The following is a 19735-nucleotide window of genomic DNA, read 5'->3' as shown; positions in this document are numbered from 1 at the left end:
TTCTCCATGAGCAGTTCCACCCCTGTCATCCAAGAGCTGCGTGTCATCCCGGTCGCCGGGCGCGACAGCATGCTGCTCAACCTCAGCGGCGCCCACGCGCCCTTCTTCACGCGCAACCTGCTGATCCTGACCGACAGCGCCGGCAACACCGGCGTCGGCGAGGTGCCCGGCGGCGAGAAGATCCGCCAGACGCTGGAAGACGCACGCCAGCTGGTCGTCGGCCAGCCGGTTGGCTCGCACCTGAGCGTGCTGCAGAAGATCAGCCAGGCCTTTGCCGACCGCGACGCCGGCGGCCGCGGCCTGCAGACCTTCGACCTGCGCACCACGATCCACGCGGCCACGGCCATCGAGTCGGCTTTCCTGGACCTGCTCGGCCAGCACCTCGGCGTGCCGGTCGCCGCCCTGCTCGGCGAAGGCCAGCAGCGCGACTCGGTCGAGATGCTGGGCTACCTCTTCTACGTCGGCGACCGCAACAAGACCGACCTGCCCTACGCCTGCGAGCCCGGTGCCGACAACGCCTGGAGCCGCCTGCGCCACGAAGTCGCGCTGACGCCCGAGGCGATCGTCAAGCTCGCCGAGGCGGCACGCGAGCGCTACGGCTTCAACGACTTCAAGTTGAAGGGCGGCGTGCTGCGCGGCGACGAGGAGGTCGAGGCCATCCGCGCGCTGCACGAGCGCTTCCCCGGGGCCCGCGTGACGCTGGACCCCAACGGCGGCTGGCTGCTCAAGGACGCCATCCGCCTGATGCGCGACATGAAGGGCGTGCTGGCCTACGCCGAAGACCCCTGCGGCGCCGAGGAGGGCTTCTCCGGCCGCGAGGTCATGGCCGAGTTCCGCCGCGCCACCGGCCTGCCGACGGCCACCAACATGGTCGCCACCGACTGGCGCCAGCTGAGCCACGCGCTGTCGCTGCAGAGCGTGGACATCCCGCTGGCCGACCCGCATTTCTGGACCATGGCCGGCTCGGTGCGCGTGGCGCAGACCTGCCGCGACTGGGGGCTGACCTGGGGTTCGCACTCCAACAACCACTTCGACATCTCGCTGGCCATGTTCACCCATGTCGGCGCCGCCGCGCCCGGCAAGGTCACGGCCATCGACACCCACTGGATCTGGCAGGACGGCCAGCGCCTGACGAAAGACCCGCTGCAGATCGTCGGAGGCCATGTGCAGGTGCCTTTGAAGCCTGGCCTGGGCGTGGAACTCGACATGGCCGAGGTGGAAAAGGCGCATGCGCTATACAGGCAGCATGGCCTGGGCGCGCGCGACGACGCGATCGCGATGCAATACCTCATCCCCGGCTGGACCTTCAACCCCAAGCGCCCTGCGCTGGATCGCTGACATGAACAAGAATCTGATCGCCGGTGAATGGCTGGACGGCCACACCGTTTCCCGCAACATCAACCCGTCCGACACGCGCGACCTGATCGGCGAGTACGCCCAGGCCGACGCCGCCCAGGCCGAGCTGGCCATCACGGCCGCGACGGCCGCCTTCCCGGCCTGGAGCCTGTCCACGCCGCAGCAGCGCTTCGACATCCTCGACGCCGTCGGCACCGAGATCCTCGCCCGCCGCGTCGAACTGGGCGACCTGCTGGCCCGCGAGGAAGGCAAGACCCTGCCCGAGGCCATCGGCGAGGTCCAGCGCGCCGGCAACATCTTCAAGTTCTTTGCCGGCGAGGCGCTGCGCCCCGGCGGCGAGAGCCTGCCGTCGGTGCGGCCGGGCGTCGGCGTCGAGGTCACCCGCGAGGCCATCGGCGTCGTCGGCCTCATCACGCCGTGGAACTTCCCCATCGCCATTCCCGCCTGGAAGATCGCGCCGGCCCTGGCCTGGGGCAACTGCGTCGTCTTCAAGCCGGCCGACCTGGTGCCCGGCTCGGCCTGGGCGCTGGCCGAGATCCTGTCGCGCTCGGGCCTGCCGGCCGGCGTGTTCAATCTCGTCATGGGCCGCGGCTCGGTGGTGGGCGAGAAGCTGCTGAACGACCCGCGCGTGGCGGCCATCAGCTTCACCGGCTCGGTCGCCACCGGCCAGAAGGTCGCCGCCGCCTGCGTGGCCCGCATGGCCAAGTTCCAGCTGGAGATGGGCGGCAAGAACCCGATGGTCGTGCTGGACGATGCCGACCTGAACGTCGCCGTCAACGCCGCCGTCAACAGCGGCTTCTTCTCCACCGGCCAGCGCTGCACGGCATCCTCGCGCCTCATCGTCACCGAAGGCATCCACGACCGCTTCATCGCCGCCATGGTCGAGAAAATGAAGACGCTGAAGGTCGACGACGCCCGCAAGGCCGGCACCGACATCGGCCCCGTGGTGGACGCCAGCCAGCTCGGCCAGGACGTCGACTACATCGGCATCGCCAAGGCCGACGGCGGCCGCCTCGTGCAAGGCGGCCAGCGCATCGAGCACAACGCCGACGGCGCGCCGGGCTTCTACCTGACGCCGGCCCTGATCACGGACACGACGCCCGAGATGCGCATCAACCGCGAGGAAGTGTTCGGCCCCGTCGTGAGCGTGCTGCGCGCCCGCGACTACGAGCACGCGCTGCAGCTCTCCAACGACACGCCCTTCGGCCTGGCTGCCGGCATCGCGACGACCTCGCTGAAGCACGCCACCCACTTCAAGCGCCACTCGCAGGCCGGCATGGTGATGGTCAACCTGCCGACGGCGGGCGTGGACTATCACGTGCCCTTCGGCGGCCGCAAGGGCAGCAGCTACGGCCCGCGCGAACAGGGCCGCCACGCCGCCGAGTTCTACACGACCGTGAAGACGGCCTACACACAAGCCTGACCCTGCAGGCCTGATCCCACTCATTCGGCACCAGCGCCCGGCAAGAGGCGCAGCCGCTGCATTGCCCGGAGACACACCATGACCACCGCCACCGCCTCGCTGGCCCATGCCGCCAGCGCCACCCGAACGAAGAAGCGCTTCGCGATTCTTGCCATGCTCTTCGTCGTCACGACGATCAACTACGCCGATCGCGCCACCCTCTCCATCGCCGGCCCGGCGCTCTCCAAGGAACTGGGCATAGACGCGGTGACCATGGGCTACATCTTCTCGGCGTTCGGCTGGTCCTACGTCATCGCCCAGCTGCCCGGCGGCTGGCTGCTGGACCGCTTCGGCTCCAAGCTGGTCTACGCGGCCAGCATCTGCCTGTGGTCCGTCTTCACGCTGCTGCAGGGCGGCATCAGCTTCATCACGGCCAACGTCGGCCTGGCGGTGGTCACGCTGTTCGCGCTGCGCTTCCTCGTCGGCGCAGCCGAAGCGCCGTCCTTCCCGGCCAACGGCCGCATCGTGGCGTCCTGGTTCCCCGCCAGCGAGCGTGGCACGGCCTCGGCCATCTTCAACTCGGCCCAGTATTTCGCGACCGTGCTGTTCGCGCCGCTGATGGGCTGGATCACGCACAGCTACGGCTGGCCGGCCGTCTTTGTCGTCATGGGCCTGCTGGGCATCGCGCTGAGCGTCGTGTGGATGAAGACCGTCTACACGCCCAAGACCCACCCTGGCGTCAATGCCGCCGAGCTGGACTACATCGCCGCCGGCGGCGCGCTGGTGCACATGGACCAGCCCGGCACGCAAAGCCGCAGCTTCGCGCCCAACAGCCCCAAGCTCGGCTACATCAAGCAGCTGCTGTCCAACCGCATGCTGATGGGCGTCTACGTGGGCCAGTACTGCATCACGACGCTGACCTATTTCTTCCTGACCTGGTTCCCCGTCTACCTGGTCAAGGAGCGCGGCATGTCCATCCTCAACGCCGGCTTCGTCGCGGCGCTGCCGGCCATCTGCGGCTTTGCCGGCGGCGTGCTGGGCGGGCTGATCTCCGACGGCCTGCTGCGCCGCGGCAAGACGCTGACCGTGGCGCGCAAGACGCCCATCGTCATCGGCATGCTGCTGTCCACCTCCATGATCCTGTGCAACTACGTGGACAGCGCCGCCGTGGTCGTGGCCATCATGTCGCTGGCCTTCTTCGGCAAGGGCCTCGGGGCGCTCGGTTGGGCCGTCGTGTCCGACACCTCGCCCAAGGAAATCTCGGGCCTCTCCGGCGCACTGTTCAACACCTTCGGCAATACGGCCGGCATCACGACGCCCATCGTCATCGGCTACCTGATCAAGGGCACGGGCTCGTTCAACGCGGCGCTCGTGTTCGTCGCGGCCAATGCGCTGGTGGCCGTGTGCTGCTATCTCTTCGTCGTCGGCGACATCAGGCGCTTCGAGCTGCGAAAGTAGGCACGCCGCGCGCACCGTGCAGCAAGCCTGGTGCAAGCGGGAGTCACGGGTCTTTCATGCGGCATTCCTAGCCTGCGAGGTTCATCCACTGCGGCCATTCGCCGCCAGAAGAGCCTCTTCATGCGCCAGCGCCCGACGACTCCCCTCGCCCTGCTTCCCCTCGCCCACGGCCTCGCACTCGCGGGCCTGGTGCTGTCCCCCGGCGCCCAGGCCGCCGAAGCGGCCAGGCCCGCCGCCGACACCGTCACGCTGGAGCCGGTCATCGTGTCGGCCCAGTCCGGCGCCTACCGCAAGGAAAAGGACACCGCCTCGGCGGTCGCGCCCACGCAGGCCAGCCTGACGGCCACACAGCCGCAATCGGTCATCACGCGCGAGTTCATCGAGCAGTCGGTCGCGCCCACGGCCGAGTACAGCCGCATCGTCGCCATCGCGCCGAGCGTGTCGGGCGACTCGGCCAACGGCCCCGGCCTGTCGGAGACCAAGACCACGCTGCGTGGCTTCAGTGACGACCAGTACAACATCACCTTTGACGGTATCCCCTGGGGCGACACCAACAATCCCGCCCACCATTCCACCTCCTTCTTCCCCGGCGCCGTCATCGGCGGTGCGGTCGTCGAGCGCGGCCCTGGCAACGCCAGCAACCTCGGCTTCGCCACCTTCGGCGGCTCGCTGAACCTGTTCTCCAAGCAGGCGGGCAAGCAGGCCGGCGGCAGCGTGTTCTCGTCCTTCGGCACATGGAACACCCGACTGCTGGGTGTCGCGCTGGAGAGCGGCCAGCTCGCCGGGTTCAACAAGGCGACGGTGCAGCTCAACGTGCAGCGACTGTCTTCCGACGGCTACCTGAGCGGCAACCGCATCGGCAGCAACAACGTGACGCTGAAGGTGGACCTGCCGCTGTCGGCCGACCACACGCTGACCGGTTTCATGTCCGTCAACCGCATCCACTACGTGCAGCCCGACAACAGCAAGGGCCCGACGCTGGAGCAGGTGGCGCAGTACGGCAAGAACTACAGCCTCAACGACGACCCGTCCAGCTTCAACTACGCCGGCTTCAACCACACCGCCAAGGCGACGGACTTCGAATACCTGCGCCTGCGCTCGCGCTGGTCGGCCGCCTTCTCGACGGAGGCCCAGGCCTATACCTACAGCTACGACAACCAGACCATCTCGTCCACCGACCCCACCGGTGCCACCGCCCCGGGCACCAAGGCCGGCGCCAAGGGCAACCTCGACATCCCCGGCATCGACAAGCAGAACAAGTACCGCGTGCTGGGCGGCATCTTCCGCACCGAGACGCAGCTTGACGCCGGCCTGCTGCGCGCCGGCGTCTGGGCAGAAAGCTCCGACACCGACCGCCACCAGTACGACCTCGACCTGACCCTGGGCGTGCGCGACCCCCGCGAGACCAAGCCGGCGCCGGTGCAGAACCCGAGCGTGCTGTTCGACCAGCAGTCGAGGATCTCGTCCTTCCAGCCCTATGCCGAATTCGAGTGGGAGCCCCTGCAGGGCACCACCATCACGCCGGGCTTCAAGCACGTGGACATCACGCGCTCGGTCAGCGCCCAGGTCAACCAGTCGACACGCCTGCCGCAGAACGCCAGCGTTCTCTACAGCGCCAACCTGCCGTTCCTGACGCTGAACCAGCGCCTGGGACACGACCTGGCCACCTACGCGCAGGTCGCCAAGGGCTTTCAGATCCCCGACCTGAAGTCCTTCTACATCGCCGACCCGACCAAGAACAGCAGCGACCCGCAGAAGTCCACCAACTACCAGATCGGCATCGTCGGCAAGGGCGCCGCGCTGACCTGGGACGTCGACCTCTACAAGATCGATTTCACGAACAAGTACGTGTCCAACGGCCTGGGCGGCACAGCAGCGGCCTACGTCAACATCGGCGGCGCGGTCTACAAGGGCGTGGAAGGCCAGGCCACCTGGCTGATCGGCAACGGCATCGCAGCCTATGTGAACGGCTCGCTCAACAAGGCCACCGCCAACGACACGGGCAGGACCATTGCCGGGGCCCCTGACATGACGGCGGCGCTGGGCGCGCTCTACAACAGCGGCCCCTGGGGCGCCTCGCTGATCTTCAAGCGCACCGGGCGCAGCTACCAGCAGGACTACGACGCGGCCAACCCGGCCGCGTACGACACCTACCGCATCGCCGCCACGACCAACACCGACCTCAGCATGTCCTACCGCTTCACCGGCCTGGGCTGGGGCGTGCAGGGGCTGAAGCTTCAGCTCAACGTCTTCAATCTGATGAACAGGCAGGACGTCACGTCCATCAGCCCCGCCAAGGTGGCCAGGTACGACCAGTACACCTTCCAGGCGCCACGCAGCTGGCAGCTGTCGGCCAAGGCCGAGTTCTGAGCCTGCCCCGGCGGGACGCGATGCTGCCCGCCCGCCGCGGGCAGCATCACGGGCCAGCCCCTGAAGACGGCGTGCTGAACTCGATGCGGTGCTTGCCGGCACGCTTGGCCCTGTACATGGCCTGGTCGGCGCGGGTCATCAGCTCCTCGGCCTGCAGGCCGTCGTCGGGCCACAACGCCACGCCCACGCTGGCGCCCACGGCCACGCTCGCACCGCCCGGCAGCACCACGGGCGCCTCCAGCGCCTGCAGCATGCGGGCCAGCACGGGCTCGACATCCTCCCGCCGGCTGACGCCCGTCAGCACGACGACGAATTCGTCGCCGCCGATTCGAGCCGCCAGATCCTCGGCACGCGTGCCCTTGCCGATGCGACGTGCCACCTCGCGCAGCAGGGCGTCACCGGCTTCGTGGCCCAGCTCGTCGTTGACCGCCTTGAAGCCGTCGAGATCGACGAAGGCCACGGCCAGCTTCTGCCCGCTCTGACGCGCCTGCCGGATCGCCTCGGTCAGCGCCGGCGCCAGCTGGCTGCGGTTGGGCAGGCCGGTCAGCTCGTCGTGGCCCGCCCGGTGCTCGGCCTCGGCCTCGCTGGCCTTCACCCGCGAGATGTCCACCATGACCCACATCGACTGCCCGTCCGGCAGGTGCACGCCGCTGAGGTCGATCCAGACCAGGCTGCCGTCCGTGCGCCGCATCTGCAGCTCGGTGCGGTACTGACTTCCCTCGGTCAGGCCCGCGTAGGCCCGGCCGACGCGCTCGTAATCGGCCTCGTCGGCATAGACCTCCCGCGTGGGCCGCCCGACCAGTCCGCCCGGCTCATACCCCAGCATGCGGGCCAGCGCCCGGTTGTGCCAGACGGTCACGCGGTCAAGCGCCTTGGCGATGCCGACGATCTCGTTGTCCAGCATGGCCTGCTGCTCGGCGGCCAGCTGGGCCGAGGTGGCCTGGGCGCGCAGCAGGTCGCGCTGGCGCACCATCACCAGGGCCGACAGCGTCACGACAAGCAGGCCCAGCAGGCCGCTGAGCAAGCCCAGCCGCACGGCCTCGCGCCGCCAGGGGCCATAGAAGTCCTCGGTGTCCAGGCCCACCACCACCGTCAGCGGATAGCCGGCCACGCGCTGGTAGGCCGAGGCCCGCTCGATGCCGTCCAGCACCGTGCGCGTGACGTAGAAGCCGCTCTCGCGCCGGTGGGTCAGCACGTCGCTGAGCTCCGCCGAGATCTTGTTGCTGCCGACGCCGGCCAGGCGGTCGGTGGCGCCGGGCACGTAGCGGGCGACGAGGTTGAGCCCGTCCGTGCGCAAGGCCACGGCGCCCCGCGTGCTGCGCGCCACGGCCTCGAAGCGGTCGATGAAATGCTCGGACGACAGCACCGCGTAGACCACGCCGAGAAAGCGCCCGTCGCCGCCCCGCCAGGCGCGCGCCAGCACCAGGCTCCAGCGCCCCGTGACGCGGCTCATCAGCGGCTCGGACAGCGCCAGCTCGTCGGGCCGCGCGCGGGCCTGCGCGAAATAGGGACGGTCACCCACCGACACCGGCGCGGCCGTGTCGCTGGTCAGCACCCGGCCCTCGGCATCGGTGATGCGCAGCCCGTCCACTTCGGGCAGCAGGCTGCGCCGGCCTTCGATGATGGCGCGCGCCGCACCGACATCCAGGGGCCCGTCGGGATGCAGGCGGCTCAGCTCCTGGATGGTGGAGACCAGTGTGCTGTCGATCTGGCGGATCTCGGCCTGCACGTTCTGGCTCACGGAGCGCGCCAGGTTCTCGACGGTCTGGCGCGCCCTGTCCGTGTGGGCCGCGCGGCTGCTGCGCAGGGCCAGCAGCACCGTGCCGGCCAGCAGTGCCAGTGCGATCAGGTTGCCGGCGACGAGCAGGCGTTGGAACTGGCGGAAGCTGCGCTGGGAGGGCATGAAGGACGCGGCGAGAGGGCCGGGTTTTCATGTTACGGCCGGGCGCGGCAGCGGCCGCCCGGATCTAGGGCCGGCCGTTCCGCTTCGCTGCCCAGGCCTCGTAGGCCGCCAGCGTCTTCACCGGCCAGGTGCCCCACCAGGCGTAGCCGTTGCGGCGCTCGGCGCTGATGTCGTTGACGTCGTCGTGCAGGCTCTTGTCGCGGTCACCGAACACGGGCTTGAGCGTGGCGGGGTCGTAGTAGCGTGCCCACAGCGGGCCGGCGCCGGGCTGCGCCACCAGCCGGCGCTCGCCATCCACCTTGACGAAGGCGCGATCGCGCACGGCCAGCGTGCGCAGCGTCGCGATGCCCGCCTGTACGGCCTGCACGACGGCCGGCGACGGCTGCGGCAGGCTCATCAGGAACTCCAGCGCCCTGGCGCTCTCGCCGCTGCTGAGCGCCGGCGGCTCGTAGTTGCGGGCCGAGGCCGGCGCCAGCGTCAGCGCGTCGTGCTGCTGCGCCCAGAGCGTGAGCCTGCCGTCCACGCGGATCTGCGTCGCCAGCAGCAGCTGCACGGCGCGGTCCTGCGCCGCGGCGGCGGCGGCCTTGAGATCGGCCGGCAGGAAGTCCAGCGCCGCCTCGCCCCGCGCGGCCCAGCCCATCAGTTCGGCGACCTCGACCAGCGCGTTGTCGTTCAGCGTGATGGCGTCGTGGTAGCCGCCCTGCAGCGGCCAGACCTGGGGCCAGCCGCCGTTCGGGAACTGCGCCGCCAGCAGGTAGCGCAGCCCGCGCTCGGCGGCCTGCCGGCAGGTGCTGCCGGCCTCGCCCGGCTGCTGCGCGCCCACCCGGGCGAGGAACCGTATCTCGGTGATGGTCGCGTCGTTGTCGATGGTGCCGACGTAGCTCCACTGCTCATCCCGGGCCGCGTCGTAGTCGCCCGGCGTCGCCCGCTTGTTGCTGTTGTCGGCGACGAAGGCCTGGCCCTTCTGGCGTGGCGCCCGGTCGCGCGGCTGGTTCTTGCCCCAGCCACCGGCAGGGGTCTGGAAGCTCAGCATGTTGCGCGCCACCAGCAGCGCCGCCTCGCTGCCGTACCAGGCGGCCGGCTTGTCCAGCGGCATGCTGGCTTCGCCATGGCCGCCCTCGGGCGGCGCGGGCCAGTTCGCCATGCCTTGGCGCTCGGCGGCCAGCGTCGCGCGATCTGCCGCAGCCTGGGCGTCGGAGCGGGCCAGGTAGGCCGCCCATGGGGCCCTGTCCGCGGCAGGCAGGGCCGCAACGCGCTCGGCGGTCAGGGCCTGGGCCGGCGGGATGGTGCCGATCCGGGCGGCAGGAACCGCCGACGAGGCGGCCAGGGCGAGCAGGACAAGGCAGCGGGAAACTGGCATGGCGAAGGGTGGATTGGGGGTGGCCGGCAATCTACCGGCTCAGCCGCGCCTGGACGGCGCTAATCTCGCGCCGCTCACACAGTTGATCGACACATGACTCATCGTGCGCGTTTTTCCTTGCTGGCCGCCCTGCTGACGCTGGCGGGCTGTGCCGCCCCGCCGCTGCCGCCCGCTGCGCCCCCGCCCGTGCGCGCCGGCCTTCAGCAGGCCTGGGTGCAGGCCGTCGCCGGCCCCGGCTGGGCCGTGCGCGCGCTGACCGACGACGCCGAATGCCCCGCGCTGCACTGGACGGGCGGCAGCACGGCCATGCAGGAGCGCAGCGCCCCGGGCGACGAGCCGCCGCCGCCCGGCAACACCCAGCCCGAGCACAAGCCCACCCGCTTCACGCTGCGCGCCTGCGAGGCCGCCTGGCCGGCCGGCGCCGACAGCGTGCAGCTCGGCGCCCTCACGCTGAACGCGCCGGCCGCCGAGCTGCTGCGCATCGTCGTCATCGGCGACACCGGCTGCCGGCTCAAGGCCTCCGACCGCGACTTCCAGCCCTGCAACGACGCCTATGGCTGGCCCTTCCCGCGCGTGCTGGCCCAGGCGCTCAAGCTCCGGCCCGACCTGGTCATCCACGTCGGCGACTACCACTACCGCGAAAGCCCCTGCCCGGCCGGCATGGCCGGCTGCGCCGGCAGCCCCTGGGGCTATGGCGACGACAGCTGGCAGGCCGACTTCTTCCACCCCGCCCGAGCGCTGCTGGCCGCCGCGCCCTGGGTCTTCGTGCGCGGCAACCACGAGGCCTGCAACCGCGCCGGCCAGGGCTGGCTGCGCTACCTGGACGCCGGCACCGGGGCCGCACGCGCCTGTGAGGCCGAGACGGCCGCCGCGGACCGGGTCAACGAGGGCGACTTCACGGCGCCCTTCGCCGTGCCGCTGTCCCCGCGCAGCCAGCTCATCGTGTTCGACTCCGCCCAGGTCGGCGGCCGCGCGCCGGCACGCGGCTCGCCGGCCTGGACGCGCTGGCGCCAGCAGCTCGACCGCGTGGCCGCGCTGGCGGGCGACCGGGCACAGAGCCTTTTCCTGAGCCACCACCCCAGCCTGGCCTTCAGCCCCAGCCCGCTCGGCGTGCCCACCCCGGCCCGCTCGGGCCTCACGCCGCTGCTGCAGGACGCCGCCGGCCAGCGCCTCTTCCCGCCCGGCGTGCAGGCCACGCTGGCGGGCCACCTGCACATCCACGAGGCGCTGGGCTTCGCCAGCAACCAGCCCGCCAGCCTCGTCATCGGCAACGGCGGCTCGGCGGCATCGGGCCGCGTCAACGCGGCGGCGGCACTGCATGCCCAGCCCCTGCCGGGCGTGCGGCTGGAGACCTTCCAGAGCCACACCGAGTACGGCCTGACGCTGCTGACTGCCACGCCCGAGGGCTGGCAGCTGCAGGCCTTCAACGCGCTGGGCCAACCCGTGGCCAGCTGCAGCCTCGCCGGCCAGAAGCTGAGCTGCTGACGGGCGCGCCCGGCAACGACGGGCCGGGAACTGACTTTCGGCACGGAACACCCCACGCGCATTTCGTCACTGCATGCCCGATTTGAAGGGTTTCCGCAGGGTAAATCGGCAATCCGCCCGAGACCCCGCCGCTACACTCGGGGCACCTGTCAAGCTGTTTTCGGCAGGACCTCGTTGATACAGGACTCGGCCTCATGAGCTCCAAATTGAAAGTCGCCGGATGGGTTGCCCTCGGCGCCGTCGCGGGTGCGCTCACCACGATGCAACTCCAGGCCAACGCGCGCAGCAGCCTGTCGCCCCTGCCCCTGGATGAGATGCAGCAGCTCGCCGCCGTCTTCGGCATCGTCAAGAGCGACTACGTCGAGCCGGTCGACGAGAAAAAGCTGATCAACGACGCCATAGCCGGCATGGTGTCCGGGCTGGACCCCCACTCCCAGTTCTTCGACAAGAAGACCTTCAAGGAATTCCGTGAAGGCACGACCGGCAAGTTCGTCGGTGTCGGCATCGAGATCGGCATGGAAGACGGCCTGGTCAAGATCGTCTCCCCGATCGAGGGCTCTCCGGCCTTCCGCGCCGGCCTGAAGAGCGGCGACCTGATCAGCAAGATCGACGACACCGCCGTGCGCGGCATGACCATCGACCAGGCTGTCAAGAAGATGCGCGGCGAGCCGGCCACCAAGGTCAGCCTCACCATCTACCGCAAGGCCGAGAACCGCAGCTTCCCGGTGACCATCGTCCGCGAGGAGATCAAGGTCCAGAGCGTGCGCGCCAAGGTCATCGAGCCGGGCTATGCCTGGATCCGCGTCAGCCAGTTCCAGGACCGCACCGTCGACGACTTCGCCAAGAAGCTCGAAGAGATCTACAAGCAGGACCCCCACCTCAAGGGCCTGGTGCTGGATCTGCGCAACGACCCGGGCGGCCTGCTGGACGGCGCCATCGCCATCTCCGCAGCCTTCCTGCCCAGGGACGTCGAGGTCGTGTCCACCAAGGGCCAGCTCGCCGACCAGCAGGCCACCTACAAGGCCTCGCCGGACGACTACCGCCGCCGCAGCAGCGACGACCCCATCAAGCGCCTGCCCGCCGCACTGAAGAACGTGCCACTGGTGGTGCTCGTCAACGAGGGCTCGGCCAGCGCCAGCGAGATCGTCGCCGGCGCGCTGCAGGACCACCACCGCGCCACGGTCATGGGCGCCCAGACCTTCGGCAAGGGCTCGGTGCAGACCGTGCGCCAGCTCGGCCCCGAGACGGCGCTGAAGATCACCACGGCCCGCTACTACACGCCCAGCGGCCGCTCAATCCAGGCCAAGGGCATCGTGCCAGACGTGATGCTGGACGAGACCGCCGAGGGCAATGTGTTCGCCGCGCTGCGCACCCGCGAAGCCGACCTCGAGAAGCACCTGAACAACGGCCCCGAGGACAACGAGGCCCGCACCAAGGCCCGCGAGGAAGCCCGCGCCAAGCTGGAAGCCGAGTACGCCAAGCGCGCCGAGCCGCCCAAGCCCCTGCCCGAATTCGGTTCGACTGAAGACTTTCCGCTGGTCCAGGCCCTGAACCAGCTCAAGGGTCAGCCGGTGATTGCGTCGAAGACGGCACTGGAACGCAAGGCTGAAGCGAAGACCAACCCATAAGCCGGTAGCTCCATTCATCAAGCACAACGGGCCTCGCAAGAGGCCCGCTTTTTTTTGGCTCAGCGCGAGCGCGCGATGACCAGCGCTCCCAGCGCCGCGGCGGCGCCCAGCGCAGGCACGGCCCGCCAGCCCCAGGCCGCCAGCAGGGCCGAACCCAGCGCCGCGCCGCTGGCCATGCCAACGAACATCGAGCTGACAAGCACCGCATTGAGCCGGCTGCGCGAGGCCGGGTCCAGGCTGTAGACGACGCTCTGGTGCGACACCAGCGCCGCCTGCACGCCCAGGTCGAACACCACGGCCACGGCCACCAGCAGCCACAGCGAGGCCGGCGCGAGCGCCTGCACCGCGAATGAGAGGAAGACCAGCAGCGCCGCGACGCGGATGACCGCCTGCGGCCCGCGCCGGTCCGCCATGCCGCCGGCCAGCGGTGCCGCCAGCGCCCCCGCCGCCCCGGCCAGGCCGAAGGCACCGGCCACGGCGCTGCCCTGGCCAAACTCCGGCCCGGCCAGCACCAGGGCCAGCGTCGACCAGAATGCGCTGAAGGCAACCGACAGCAGGCCCTGGGCCAGCGCTGCGCGCCGCAGCGGCGCGTGCTGCAGCCACAGCCGGCCCATGGACGCCAGCAGCGAGCCATACCCCGCCTGGGTGGCCGGCACGAAGCGCGGCAGGCCGCGCCACAGCAGCGGGATCAGCAGCGCCACCGCGACCGCAGCGCTCGCATAGACCGCTCGCCAGCCAGCCACGGCGGCGAGCGCCCCGGCCGCCACGCGCGACAGCAGAATGCCCAGCAGCAGCCCGGTCATGACCTGGCCGACCCGCTTGCCGCGCTCGGCCTCGGGGGCCAGCGTGGCGGCGGCGGGTACCAGGTCCTGGGCCAGCGTGGCCGTCAGGCCGATGGCCACGCTGGCGATGCACAGCGGCACGAAGCCGGGTGCCGCCGCGGCACAGGCCAGCGCCGTCACCAGCGTCACCGCCTTGACCACGATGATGCGGCGCCGATCGAACCGGTCGCCCAGCGGCGACAGCAGCAGGATGGCCGCCGCATAGCCGAGCTGGGTCAGCGTGGGCAGCAGGCCGATGGCGGCGCTGCCGACGCCAAACTGACCGGCCAGCAGGCCCAGCAGCGGCTGCACGTAGTAGATGGACGCCACGGCCAGGCCGGTGGCCGTGGCCAGAAGCAGCGTCAGCGCGGGGCTGAGCGGGGTCATTGGCGGGCTCAAGGTGGGAATCGACTTCATCGGCCGGCAGTGTGGCTAGGCCCGAATCCCCCCGCTAGACGCAGAGCCCGACTGACTGCCATACGCTACACGCATGAGCACCACCTCGGACCGCCTGCTGCTGATGCAGACCTTCATCCGCATCGTCGAGGCCGGCAGCCTTTCCGCCGCGGCGCGCCAGCTCGGCACGACCCAGCCCACCGTCAGCCGGCGGCTGCAGGCGCTGGAGCAGCAGTTCGGCCAGCCGCTGATCCAGCGCTCCACCCATGCGCTGCGCCTGACCGACATCGGCGAGCGCGCCCTGGCGCGCGCCAAGGCCCTGGCCGCCGAGTGGGAGGATTTCGAGCATTCCCTGCGCGCCGAGCCCGCGCGGCCGCAGGGCCTGCTGCGGGTGCAGGTGCCCCACGCCTTCGGCCAGGAACACCTGATCGCGCCGCTGGTGCGCGCGCTGAAGGAGGCCCCCGGCCTGCGCGTGGACTGGCTGCTCAACGACGCGGCGCCCAACTTCATCGAGCAGGGGCTGGACTGCGCCATCCGCGTCGGTGGCCGGGCCGAGGGGGCCGTCGTGGCCATCCCGCTGGCGCGCGTGCCGCGCGTGCTGGTGGCCGCGCCCGCGCTGCTGGCCGGGCGCAGCTTCGACGAGCCCGACGCGCTGGCCGGCCTGCCCTGGATCGCCATCTCGACCTTCTACCGCCAGGAGCTGCAGCTGGAGCGCGACGACGGCGTGCGCCAGCGCCTGCCCATCCGCCCCGTGCTGGCGACCGACAGCCTGTACGCGACGCGCGAGGCCGCGCGGCTGGGGCTGGGCGCGGCGCTGCTGTCGGGCTGGGCCGTGCAGCAGGACATCGCCGAAGGCCGCCTCGTGCACCTGCTGCCGCGCTGGCGCGGCCCGGCCCTGCCGGTGCACCTGCTCTACCCCAACCCGCCGGCGCCTTCGGCGCGGCTGCGCTACTTCATCGAGGCCATGCGGCGCAGCATGTGCGAACCGCTGTGGCCCGATCTATCCTCCCCGCCATGAACGACGACGACCTGCTGCGCTACTCCCGCCACCTGATGCTCGACGAGATCGGCATCGAGGGTCAGCAGCGCCTGCTCGACGCCCGCGCGCTGGTCATCGGCGCCGGCGGCCTGGGCTCGCCGGTGGCCCTGTACCTCGCCTCGGCCGGTGTCGGCCGCATCACGCTGGTGGACCATGACACCGTGTCCCTCACCAACCTGCAGCGCCAGATCGCCCACGACATGGGCAGCCTGGACCGGCTCAAGGTCGAGTCGGCCGCCATCCGCATGGCTGCGCTGAACCCCAATGTCCGGGTCCGCGCATTGACCACCCGGGCCGACGCGGAACTGCTCGATCTCGAAGTTCCCGAGGCCGACGTCGTCATCGACTGCACCGACAACTTCGCCACCCGCCACCTCGTCAACGCGGCCTGCGTGCGGCACGCCCGGCCGCTGGTGTCCGGCGCGGCCATCGGCTTCGACGGCCAGATCAGTGTCTATGACAGCCGCTCGCGCGAGCGGCCCTGCTACGCCTGCCTGTTCCCGCCCGAGTCCGGCTTCGAGGACGTGGCCTGCTCGACCATGGGCGTGTTCGCGCCGCTGGTGGGCATCGTCGGCAGCATGCAGGCCGCCGAGGCGCTCAAGCTGCTGGCCGGCATCGGCGAGCCGCTGGCCGGGCGGCTGCTGATGCTGGACGGCCGGCGCATGCAGTGGAGCGAGATCGCGCTGCAGCGCGACCCCGGCTGCAGCATCTGCGGCGATTGAAATCCAGCCGACCCCCGGCAAGACGCCACAAAATCCAGCGCCGCCCTGCGCACAATTCCGCCCGCCCATGAATCGCCGCCTCGACCTGACCGCCCGCAACTTCCCGTCTGCCAAGGACGAGTGCGAAGCCCTGCCCCCCCATCCCAACTACGACGGCCCCGGCAGTGCCTACGAGCTGGCCTTCAAGGACGAGGCCTTCCTGCTGCGCGACGACATGCGGCCGGTGCGCATGCAGCTGGAATTGCTCAAGCCCGAGTTGCAGCTCACCGAGCAGGGGGTGCGCAGCACCGTCGTCATCTTCGGCAGCGCCAGGATCCTGCCGCGCGAGGTGGCCGAGCAGCGCGTGGCCGAGGCCGAGGCCGGCCGCGACCCGCAGGCAATCCGCCGCACCCGCATGCAGCTCGACATGAGCCGCTACTACGAGGAGGCGCGCCGGCTCGGCCAGCTCATCACCGACGGCTCGGCCGCGCGCGGCGAGCCCATCGTCGTCGTCACCGGCGGCGGCCCCGGCATCATGGAGGCCGGCAACCGCGGCGCCTTCGAGGCCGGCGGCAAGAGCGCGGGACTGAACATCGTGCTGCCGCACGAGCAGCGGCCCAACCCCTACATCACGCCGGAGCTGTGCTTCCGCTTCCACTACTTCGCGCTGCGCAAGATGCATTTTCTGATGCGCTCCGTGGCGCTGGTGTGCTTCCCCGGCGGTTTCGGCACGCTGGACGAGCTCTTCGAGACGCTGACCCTGATCCAGACCGGCAAGAGCCGCCGCCGTCCCATCCTGCTGTTCGGCCGCGAGTTCTGGAGCCGGCTCATCAACTTCGAGCTGCTGATCGAGACCGGCATGATCGCCGCCGGCGACGAGCAGCTGTTCCGCTACGTCGAGACGGCCGAAGAAGCCTGGGCCGCGCTCGAAACCGAATACGAACTCGCCTCCAGCCCCACGCTATGACCAAACTGAGAAACGTCTCCCTCATCGGCGCCCCCACCGACATCGGCGCCGGCGCGCGCGGCGCCAGCATGGGCCCCGAGGCCATGCGCGTGGCCGGCCTGGCCGAAGCGCTGCGCGCCCGCGGCGTGGACGTCGTCGACCGCGGCAACCTGAGCGGCCCGGCCAACCCGTGGCTGCCGCCCACAGACGGCTACCGCCACCTGAACGAGGTCGTCGCCTGGAACCAGACCGTGCACGACGCCGTCTACGCCGAGCTCAAGACCGGCCGCATGCCCATCCTGCTGGGTGGCGACCACTGCCTGGGCCTGGGCTCCATCAGCGCCGTGGCCCGCCACTGCCGCGACACAGGCAAGAAGCTGCGCGTGCTGTGGCTGGACGCGCATGCCGACTTCAACACCAGCGAGCTCACGCCCAGCGGCAACATCCACGGCATGCCGGTGGCCTGCCTGTGTGGCTTCGGCCCCAAGGCCCTGATCGAGATCGGGGGCCACGTGCCGGCCATCTCGCCCAAGTGGGTGCGCCAGATCGGCATCCGCAGCGTCGACGAAGGCGAGCGCCGCTTCGTGCACGAGCAGGACCTGGAGGTCTTCGACATGCGCTTCATCGACGAGATGGGCATGCGTCACACGATGGAGCTGGCCCTGGCCACGCTGGATGACAACACCCATCTGCACGTCAGCTTCGACGTGGACTTCCTCGACCCGGTGATGGCGCCCGGCGTCGGCACCACGGTCAGCGGCGGCCCGACCTACCGCGAGGCCCACCTCTGCATGGAGATGATTGCCGACACCGGCCGCATGGCCTCCATGGACCTGATGGAGCTGAACCCGGCGCTGGACGAGAAGAACCGCACCGCGCTGGTGGCGGTGGACCTGATCGAGTCCCTGTTCGGCAAGTCCACGCTGATGCGCAAATAGGCCGGGCCCGCGCCGTGAAGGCCGTGCTGCCCTTCGTCGCCCGCCCAGGCGATCCGTCCACCGCCGACTGGTTGAGCGCCCTGCGACAGGCCATGCCGGGCGAGACGGTCGTGCCGCTGGCGGAAATGGACGACGCGGCACGGCAGGCCTGCCGCGTGGCCGTCGTCGCCAACCCGCAGCCCCAGGACCTGCGCAGCCTGCCGCAACTGCAATGGGTGCACAGCGTCTGGGCCGGCGTCGAGCGCCTGGTGACCGACCTCGCGGACACGGACCTGAAGATCGTCCGGCTCGTCGACCCGCGGCTCGCGCAGACCATGGCGGAAGCCGTGCTCGCCTGGACGCTCTACCTGCACCGCGACATGCCGGCCTACGCCCGCCAGCAGCGGGACCGCCAGTGGCGCCCGCTGGACTACGTGCGGCCCGAGGACCGCAGCGTGGGCCTGCTGGGCCTGGGCGCCCTGGGCGAAGCGGCCGCCCGTCGCCTGCGCGACGCCGGCTTCGCGGTGCAGGGCTGGAGCCGCACGCCCAAGGCCCTGGACGGCGTGACCTGCCATTCGGGCTCCGCAGGGCTCGCCGCGCTGCTCGCCGGCACGGACATCCTCGTCTGCCTGCTGCCGCTGACCGACCAGACCCGCGGCCTGCTGGACGACACGGCGCTGGGCCTGATGCGCCCCCAGGCCTCGGTGATCAACTTCGCCCGCGGGCCCATCGTGGATGACCAGGCCCTCAGGCGCGCCCTGGACCGCGGCGCCCTGCGGCACGCGGTGCTCGACGTGTTCGCCACCGAGCCCCTGCCGGCGCACAGCTGGCACTGGAGCCATCCGGACGTGACGGTGCTGCCCCATGTGTCCGGGCCCACCGACCGCGCCACGGCGTCGGCCATCGTCGCGGCGAACATTGCCCGGTACCGGCGCAGCGGCGAAATACCCGCAGGCGTCGACCGCAGTCGCGGCTACTGAGGCCGCGCCGGCTGGTGCGCCTTGAGGCAGGACAGCACGCTCAGCACCACGGCCGCCAGCGCCGCCGCCTCCAGCAGCGTCGGCAGCCGGCGCTCCCACAGCAGGCCGTAGAGCAGCGCGAACAGCGTCTCGAACAGGATCATCTGGCCCACCAGCGTCAGCGGCAGCAACTGGCTCATGCGGTTCCACAAGGCATTGCCGGCCATGGACGCGAGCACGGCCAGCCCCATGGACACCGCCCCCAGCCAGGCCCAGGCCGCCGCGCCGTGCCCGGCCGTGCCCGTGAGCAGCGCCACCGGCAGCAGCAGCAGGCTTTGCGCGCCCGTGACGATGCCGATCAGCAGGTTCCATTCATGCGGCGTCACCCCGCCCAGCCTATGCAGGGCCCGCGCATTGCCCACGGCATAGGCTGTCCAGGAGACCAGCGCACCGACCGCGCAGGCCAGGCCGAACAGCTGCCGGCCCAGCGAGCCCGCGGCCGGCTGGGCGATGGCCTGCCAGCCGATGCAGGTCACGCCCACGGCGCACAGCGCCAGCGACGGCAGCAGCCGCGCCAGCGGCACGGCCCCGTGGTCCCGGCTGCCGATGAGAGTGACGGCGATGGGCAGGAAACCCATCACCAGCGACGTCATCGCGATGCCACCACTTTGCACGGCCTCCGACAGCAGCAGGTAGTACAGCGTGTTGCCGGCCAGCGCGAGCCAGGCCAGGCTCAGCCACTGGCGCCGCGACACGCGCGCCACCACCGAGCGCCAGCGCCAGGCCAGCAAGGCCAGCGCGATCAGGCCGTAGCAGAAGTAGCGGCCCAGCGTCAGCAGCAACGGGCTGAAGTCGCCCACCAGCTGGGGCGCGAGAAACACCAGCCCCCACAGCGCCCCCGCCCCCATGCCGCAGGCCAGACCGGCGAGCCGGTCGCCGTGCAGCGCGCCGGCGGGGCCGGCTGTCGTGATCGAAGTCATCGGCGCACTTTATT

At 70.7% G+C, this 19735-nt stretch carries 15 protein-coding genes; 11 read left to right on the top strand and 4 right to left on the bottom strand.

The window, feature by feature from the left end; genetic code table 11:
* Positions 1–6 precede the first annotated feature (6 nt).
* The 4 genes from gudD to AC07VX_RS18005 all read left to right on the top strand — a co-directional run bounded on the left by gudD (position 7) and on the right by AC07VX_RS18005 (position 6586).
* Positions 7–1338 (top strand): glucarate dehydratase, encoded by a 1332-nt coding sequence (gene gudD, locus AC07VX_RS18020; RefSeq protein WP_493165531.1) that lies wholly within the window; start codon positions 7–9, stop codon positions 1336–1338.
* Between the two features lies 1 nt (position 1339).
* Positions 1340–2779 carry an aldehyde dehydrogenase family protein gene (locus tag AC07VX_RS18015; RefSeq protein ID WP_493165532.1) on the top strand — a complete coding sequence of 480 codons (1440 nt, stop codon included), beginning with the start codon at positions 1340–1342 and terminating at the stop codon, positions 2777–2779.
* 78 nt (positions 2780–2857) lie between these two features.
* Positions 2858–4216: an MFS transporter gene (locus AC07VX_RS18010; RefSeq protein WP_493165533.1), complete on the top strand. Its 1359-nt coding sequence runs from the start codon at positions 2858–2860 to the stop codon at positions 4214–4216.
* A 120-nt stretch (positions 4217–4336) separates the two neighbouring features.
* Positions 4337–6586, top strand: coding sequence for a TonB-dependent receptor (locus AC07VX_RS18005; RefSeq protein ID WP_493165534.1), 2250 nt, complete (start codon positions 4337–4339; stop codon positions 6584–6586).
* Between the two features lie 46 nt (positions 6587–6632).
* Here the strand turns inward: AC07VX_RS18005 and AC07VX_RS18000 are convergent, their stop codons facing one another.
* Positions 6633–8489 (bottom strand): sensor domain-containing diguanylate cyclase, encoded by a 1857-nt coding sequence (locus AC07VX_RS18000; protein WP_493165535.1) that lies wholly within the window; start codon positions 8487–8489, stop codon positions 6633–6635.
* 64 nt (positions 8490–8553) lie between these two features.
* Positions 8554–9849, bottom strand: coding sequence for a pectate lyase (gene pelA, locus AC07VX_RS17995; protein WP_493165536.1), 1296 nt, complete (start codon positions 9847–9849; stop codon positions 8554–8556).
* Between the two features lie 93 nt (positions 9850–9942).
* Between pelA and AC07VX_RS17990 the strand changes: the two genes are divergently transcribed.
* Together AC07VX_RS17990 and AC07VX_RS17985 are read left to right on the top strand one after the other, a co-directional pair.
* Entirely contained in the window at positions 9943–11334 is a 1392-nt protein-coding gene (locus AC07VX_RS17990) for a metallophosphoesterase (protein WP_493165537.1), read from the top strand.
* Between the two features lie 194 nt (positions 11335–11528).
* The gene (locus AC07VX_RS17985; RefSeq protein WP_493165538.1) at positions 11529–12962 is read left to right on the top strand and encodes a S41 family peptidase; all 1434 of its coding nucleotides are present in this window, start codon (positions 11529–11531) and stop codon (positions 12960–12962) included.
* A 59-nt stretch (positions 12963–13021) separates the two neighbouring features.
* Here the strand turns inward: AC07VX_RS17985 and AC07VX_RS17980 are convergent, their stop codons facing one another.
* Positions 13022–14170: an MFS transporter gene (locus AC07VX_RS17980; RefSeq protein ID WP_493165539.1), complete on the bottom strand. Its 1149-nt coding sequence runs from the start codon at positions 14168–14170 to the stop codon at positions 13022–13024.
* 103 nt (positions 14171–14273) lie between these two features.
* On the opposite strand from AC07VX_RS17980, the gene AC07VX_RS17975 reads away from it, so the two are divergent.
* The 5 genes from AC07VX_RS17975 to AC07VX_RS17955 all read left to right on the top strand — a co-directional run bounded on the left by AC07VX_RS17975 (position 14274) and on the right by AC07VX_RS17955 (position 18762).
* The gene (locus tag AC07VX_RS17975) at positions 14274–15197 is read left to right on the top strand and encodes a LysR family transcriptional regulator (protein ID WP_493165540.1); all 924 of its coding nucleotides are present in this window, start codon (positions 14274–14276) and stop codon (positions 15195–15197) included.
* Positions 15194–15940 carry a HesA/MoeB/ThiF family protein gene (locus AC07VX_RS17970; protein WP_493165541.1) on the top strand — a complete coding sequence of 249 codons (747 nt, stop codon included), beginning with the start codon at positions 15194–15196 and terminating at the stop codon, positions 15938–15940. The genes AC07VX_RS17975 and AC07VX_RS17970 overlap by 4 nt, the downstream gene beginning before the upstream one ends.
* Before the next feature lie 67 nt (positions 15941–16007).
* Entirely contained in the window at positions 16008–16886 is an 879-nt protein-coding gene (locus AC07VX_RS17965) for an LOG family protein (RefSeq protein ID WP_493165542.1), read from the top strand.
* Positions 16883–17803 (top strand): arginase, encoded by a 921-nt coding sequence (rocF, locus tag AC07VX_RS17960; RefSeq protein WP_493165543.1) that lies wholly within the window; start codon positions 16883–16885, stop codon positions 17801–17803. Before AC07VX_RS17965 ends, rocF begins: the two co-directional genes overlap by 4 nt.
* A gap of 14 nt (positions 17804–17817) precedes the next feature.
* Positions 17818–18762 (top strand): 2-hydroxyacid dehydrogenase, encoded by a 945-nt coding sequence (locus tag AC07VX_RS17955; RefSeq protein WP_493165544.1) that lies wholly within the window; start codon positions 17818–17820, stop codon positions 18760–18762.
* Here the strand turns inward: AC07VX_RS17955 and AC07VX_RS17950 are convergent.
* Positions 18756–19721 (bottom strand): DMT family transporter, encoded by a 966-nt coding sequence (locus AC07VX_RS17950; protein ID WP_493165545.1) that lies wholly within the window; start codon positions 19719–19721, stop codon positions 18756–18758. The genes AC07VX_RS17955 and AC07VX_RS17950 overlap by 7 nt on opposite strands.
* Positions 19722–19735: the final 14 nt, after the last annotated feature.

The organism is Roseateles sp. GW821-FHT03B02, assembly GCF_059421025.1.
This window is presented reverse-complemented; position numbering and strand designations above follow the sequence as displayed.

What these genes read in the sequence shown, in the direction of transcription:
- rocF (WP_493165543.1), top strand. Translation starts at nt 16,883, where the DNA reads ATGACCAAACTGAGAAACGTCTCCCTCATCGGCGCCCCCACCGACATC.
- AC07VX_RS17990 (WP_493165537.1), top strand. Translation starts at nt 9,943, where the DNA reads ATGACTCATCGTGCGCGTTTTTCCTTGCTGGCCGCCCTGCTGACGCTG.
- AC07VX_RS17975 (WP_493165540.1), top strand. Translation starts at nt 14,274, where the DNA reads ATGAGCACCACCTCGGACCGCCTGCTGCTGATGCAGACCTTCATCCGC.
- AC07VX_RS17970 (WP_493165541.1), top strand. Translation starts at nt 15,194, where the DNA reads ATGAACGACGACGACCTGCTGCGCTACTCCCGCCACCTGATGCTCGAC.
- AC07VX_RS18000 (WP_493165535.1), bottom strand. Translation starts at nt 8,489, where the DNA reads ATGCCCTCCCAGCGCAGCTTCCGCCAGTTCCAACGCCTGCTCGTCGCC.
- AC07VX_RS18010 (WP_493165533.1), top strand. Translation starts at nt 2,858, where the DNA reads ATGACCACCGCCACCGCCTCGCTGGCCCATGCCGCCAGCGCCACCCGA.
- gudD (WP_493165531.1), top strand. Translation starts at nt 7, where the DNA reads ATGAGCAGTTCCACCCCTGTCATCCAAGAGCTGCGTGTCATCCCGGTC.
- AC07VX_RS17985 (WP_493165538.1), top strand. Translation starts at nt 11,529, where the DNA reads ATGAGCTCCAAATTGAAAGTCGCCGGATGGGTTGCCCTCGGCGCCGTC.
- AC07VX_RS18005 (WP_493165534.1), top strand. Translation starts at nt 4,337, where the DNA reads ATGCGCCAGCGCCCGACGACTCCCCTCGCCCTGCTTCCCCTCGCCCAC.
- pelA (WP_493165536.1), bottom strand. Translation starts at nt 9,849, where the DNA reads ATGCCAGTTTCCCGCTGCCTTGTCCTGCTCGCCCTGGCCGCCTCGTCG.
- AC07VX_RS18015 (WP_493165532.1), top strand. Translation starts at nt 1,340, where the DNA reads ATGAACAAGAATCTGATCGCCGGTGAATGGCTGGACGGCCACACCGTT.
- AC07VX_RS17980 (WP_493165539.1), bottom strand. Translation starts at nt 14,170, where the DNA reads ATGACCCCGCTCAGCCCCGCGCTGACGCTGCTTCTGGCCACGGCCACC.
- AC07VX_RS17965 (WP_493165542.1), top strand. Translation starts at nt 16,008, where the DNA reads ATGAATCGCCGCCTCGACCTGACCGCCCGCAACTTCCCGTCTGCCAAG.
- AC07VX_RS17950 (WP_493165545.1), bottom strand. Translation starts at nt 19,721, where the DNA reads ATGACTTCGATCACGACAGCCGGCCCCGCCGGCGCGCTGCACGGCGAC.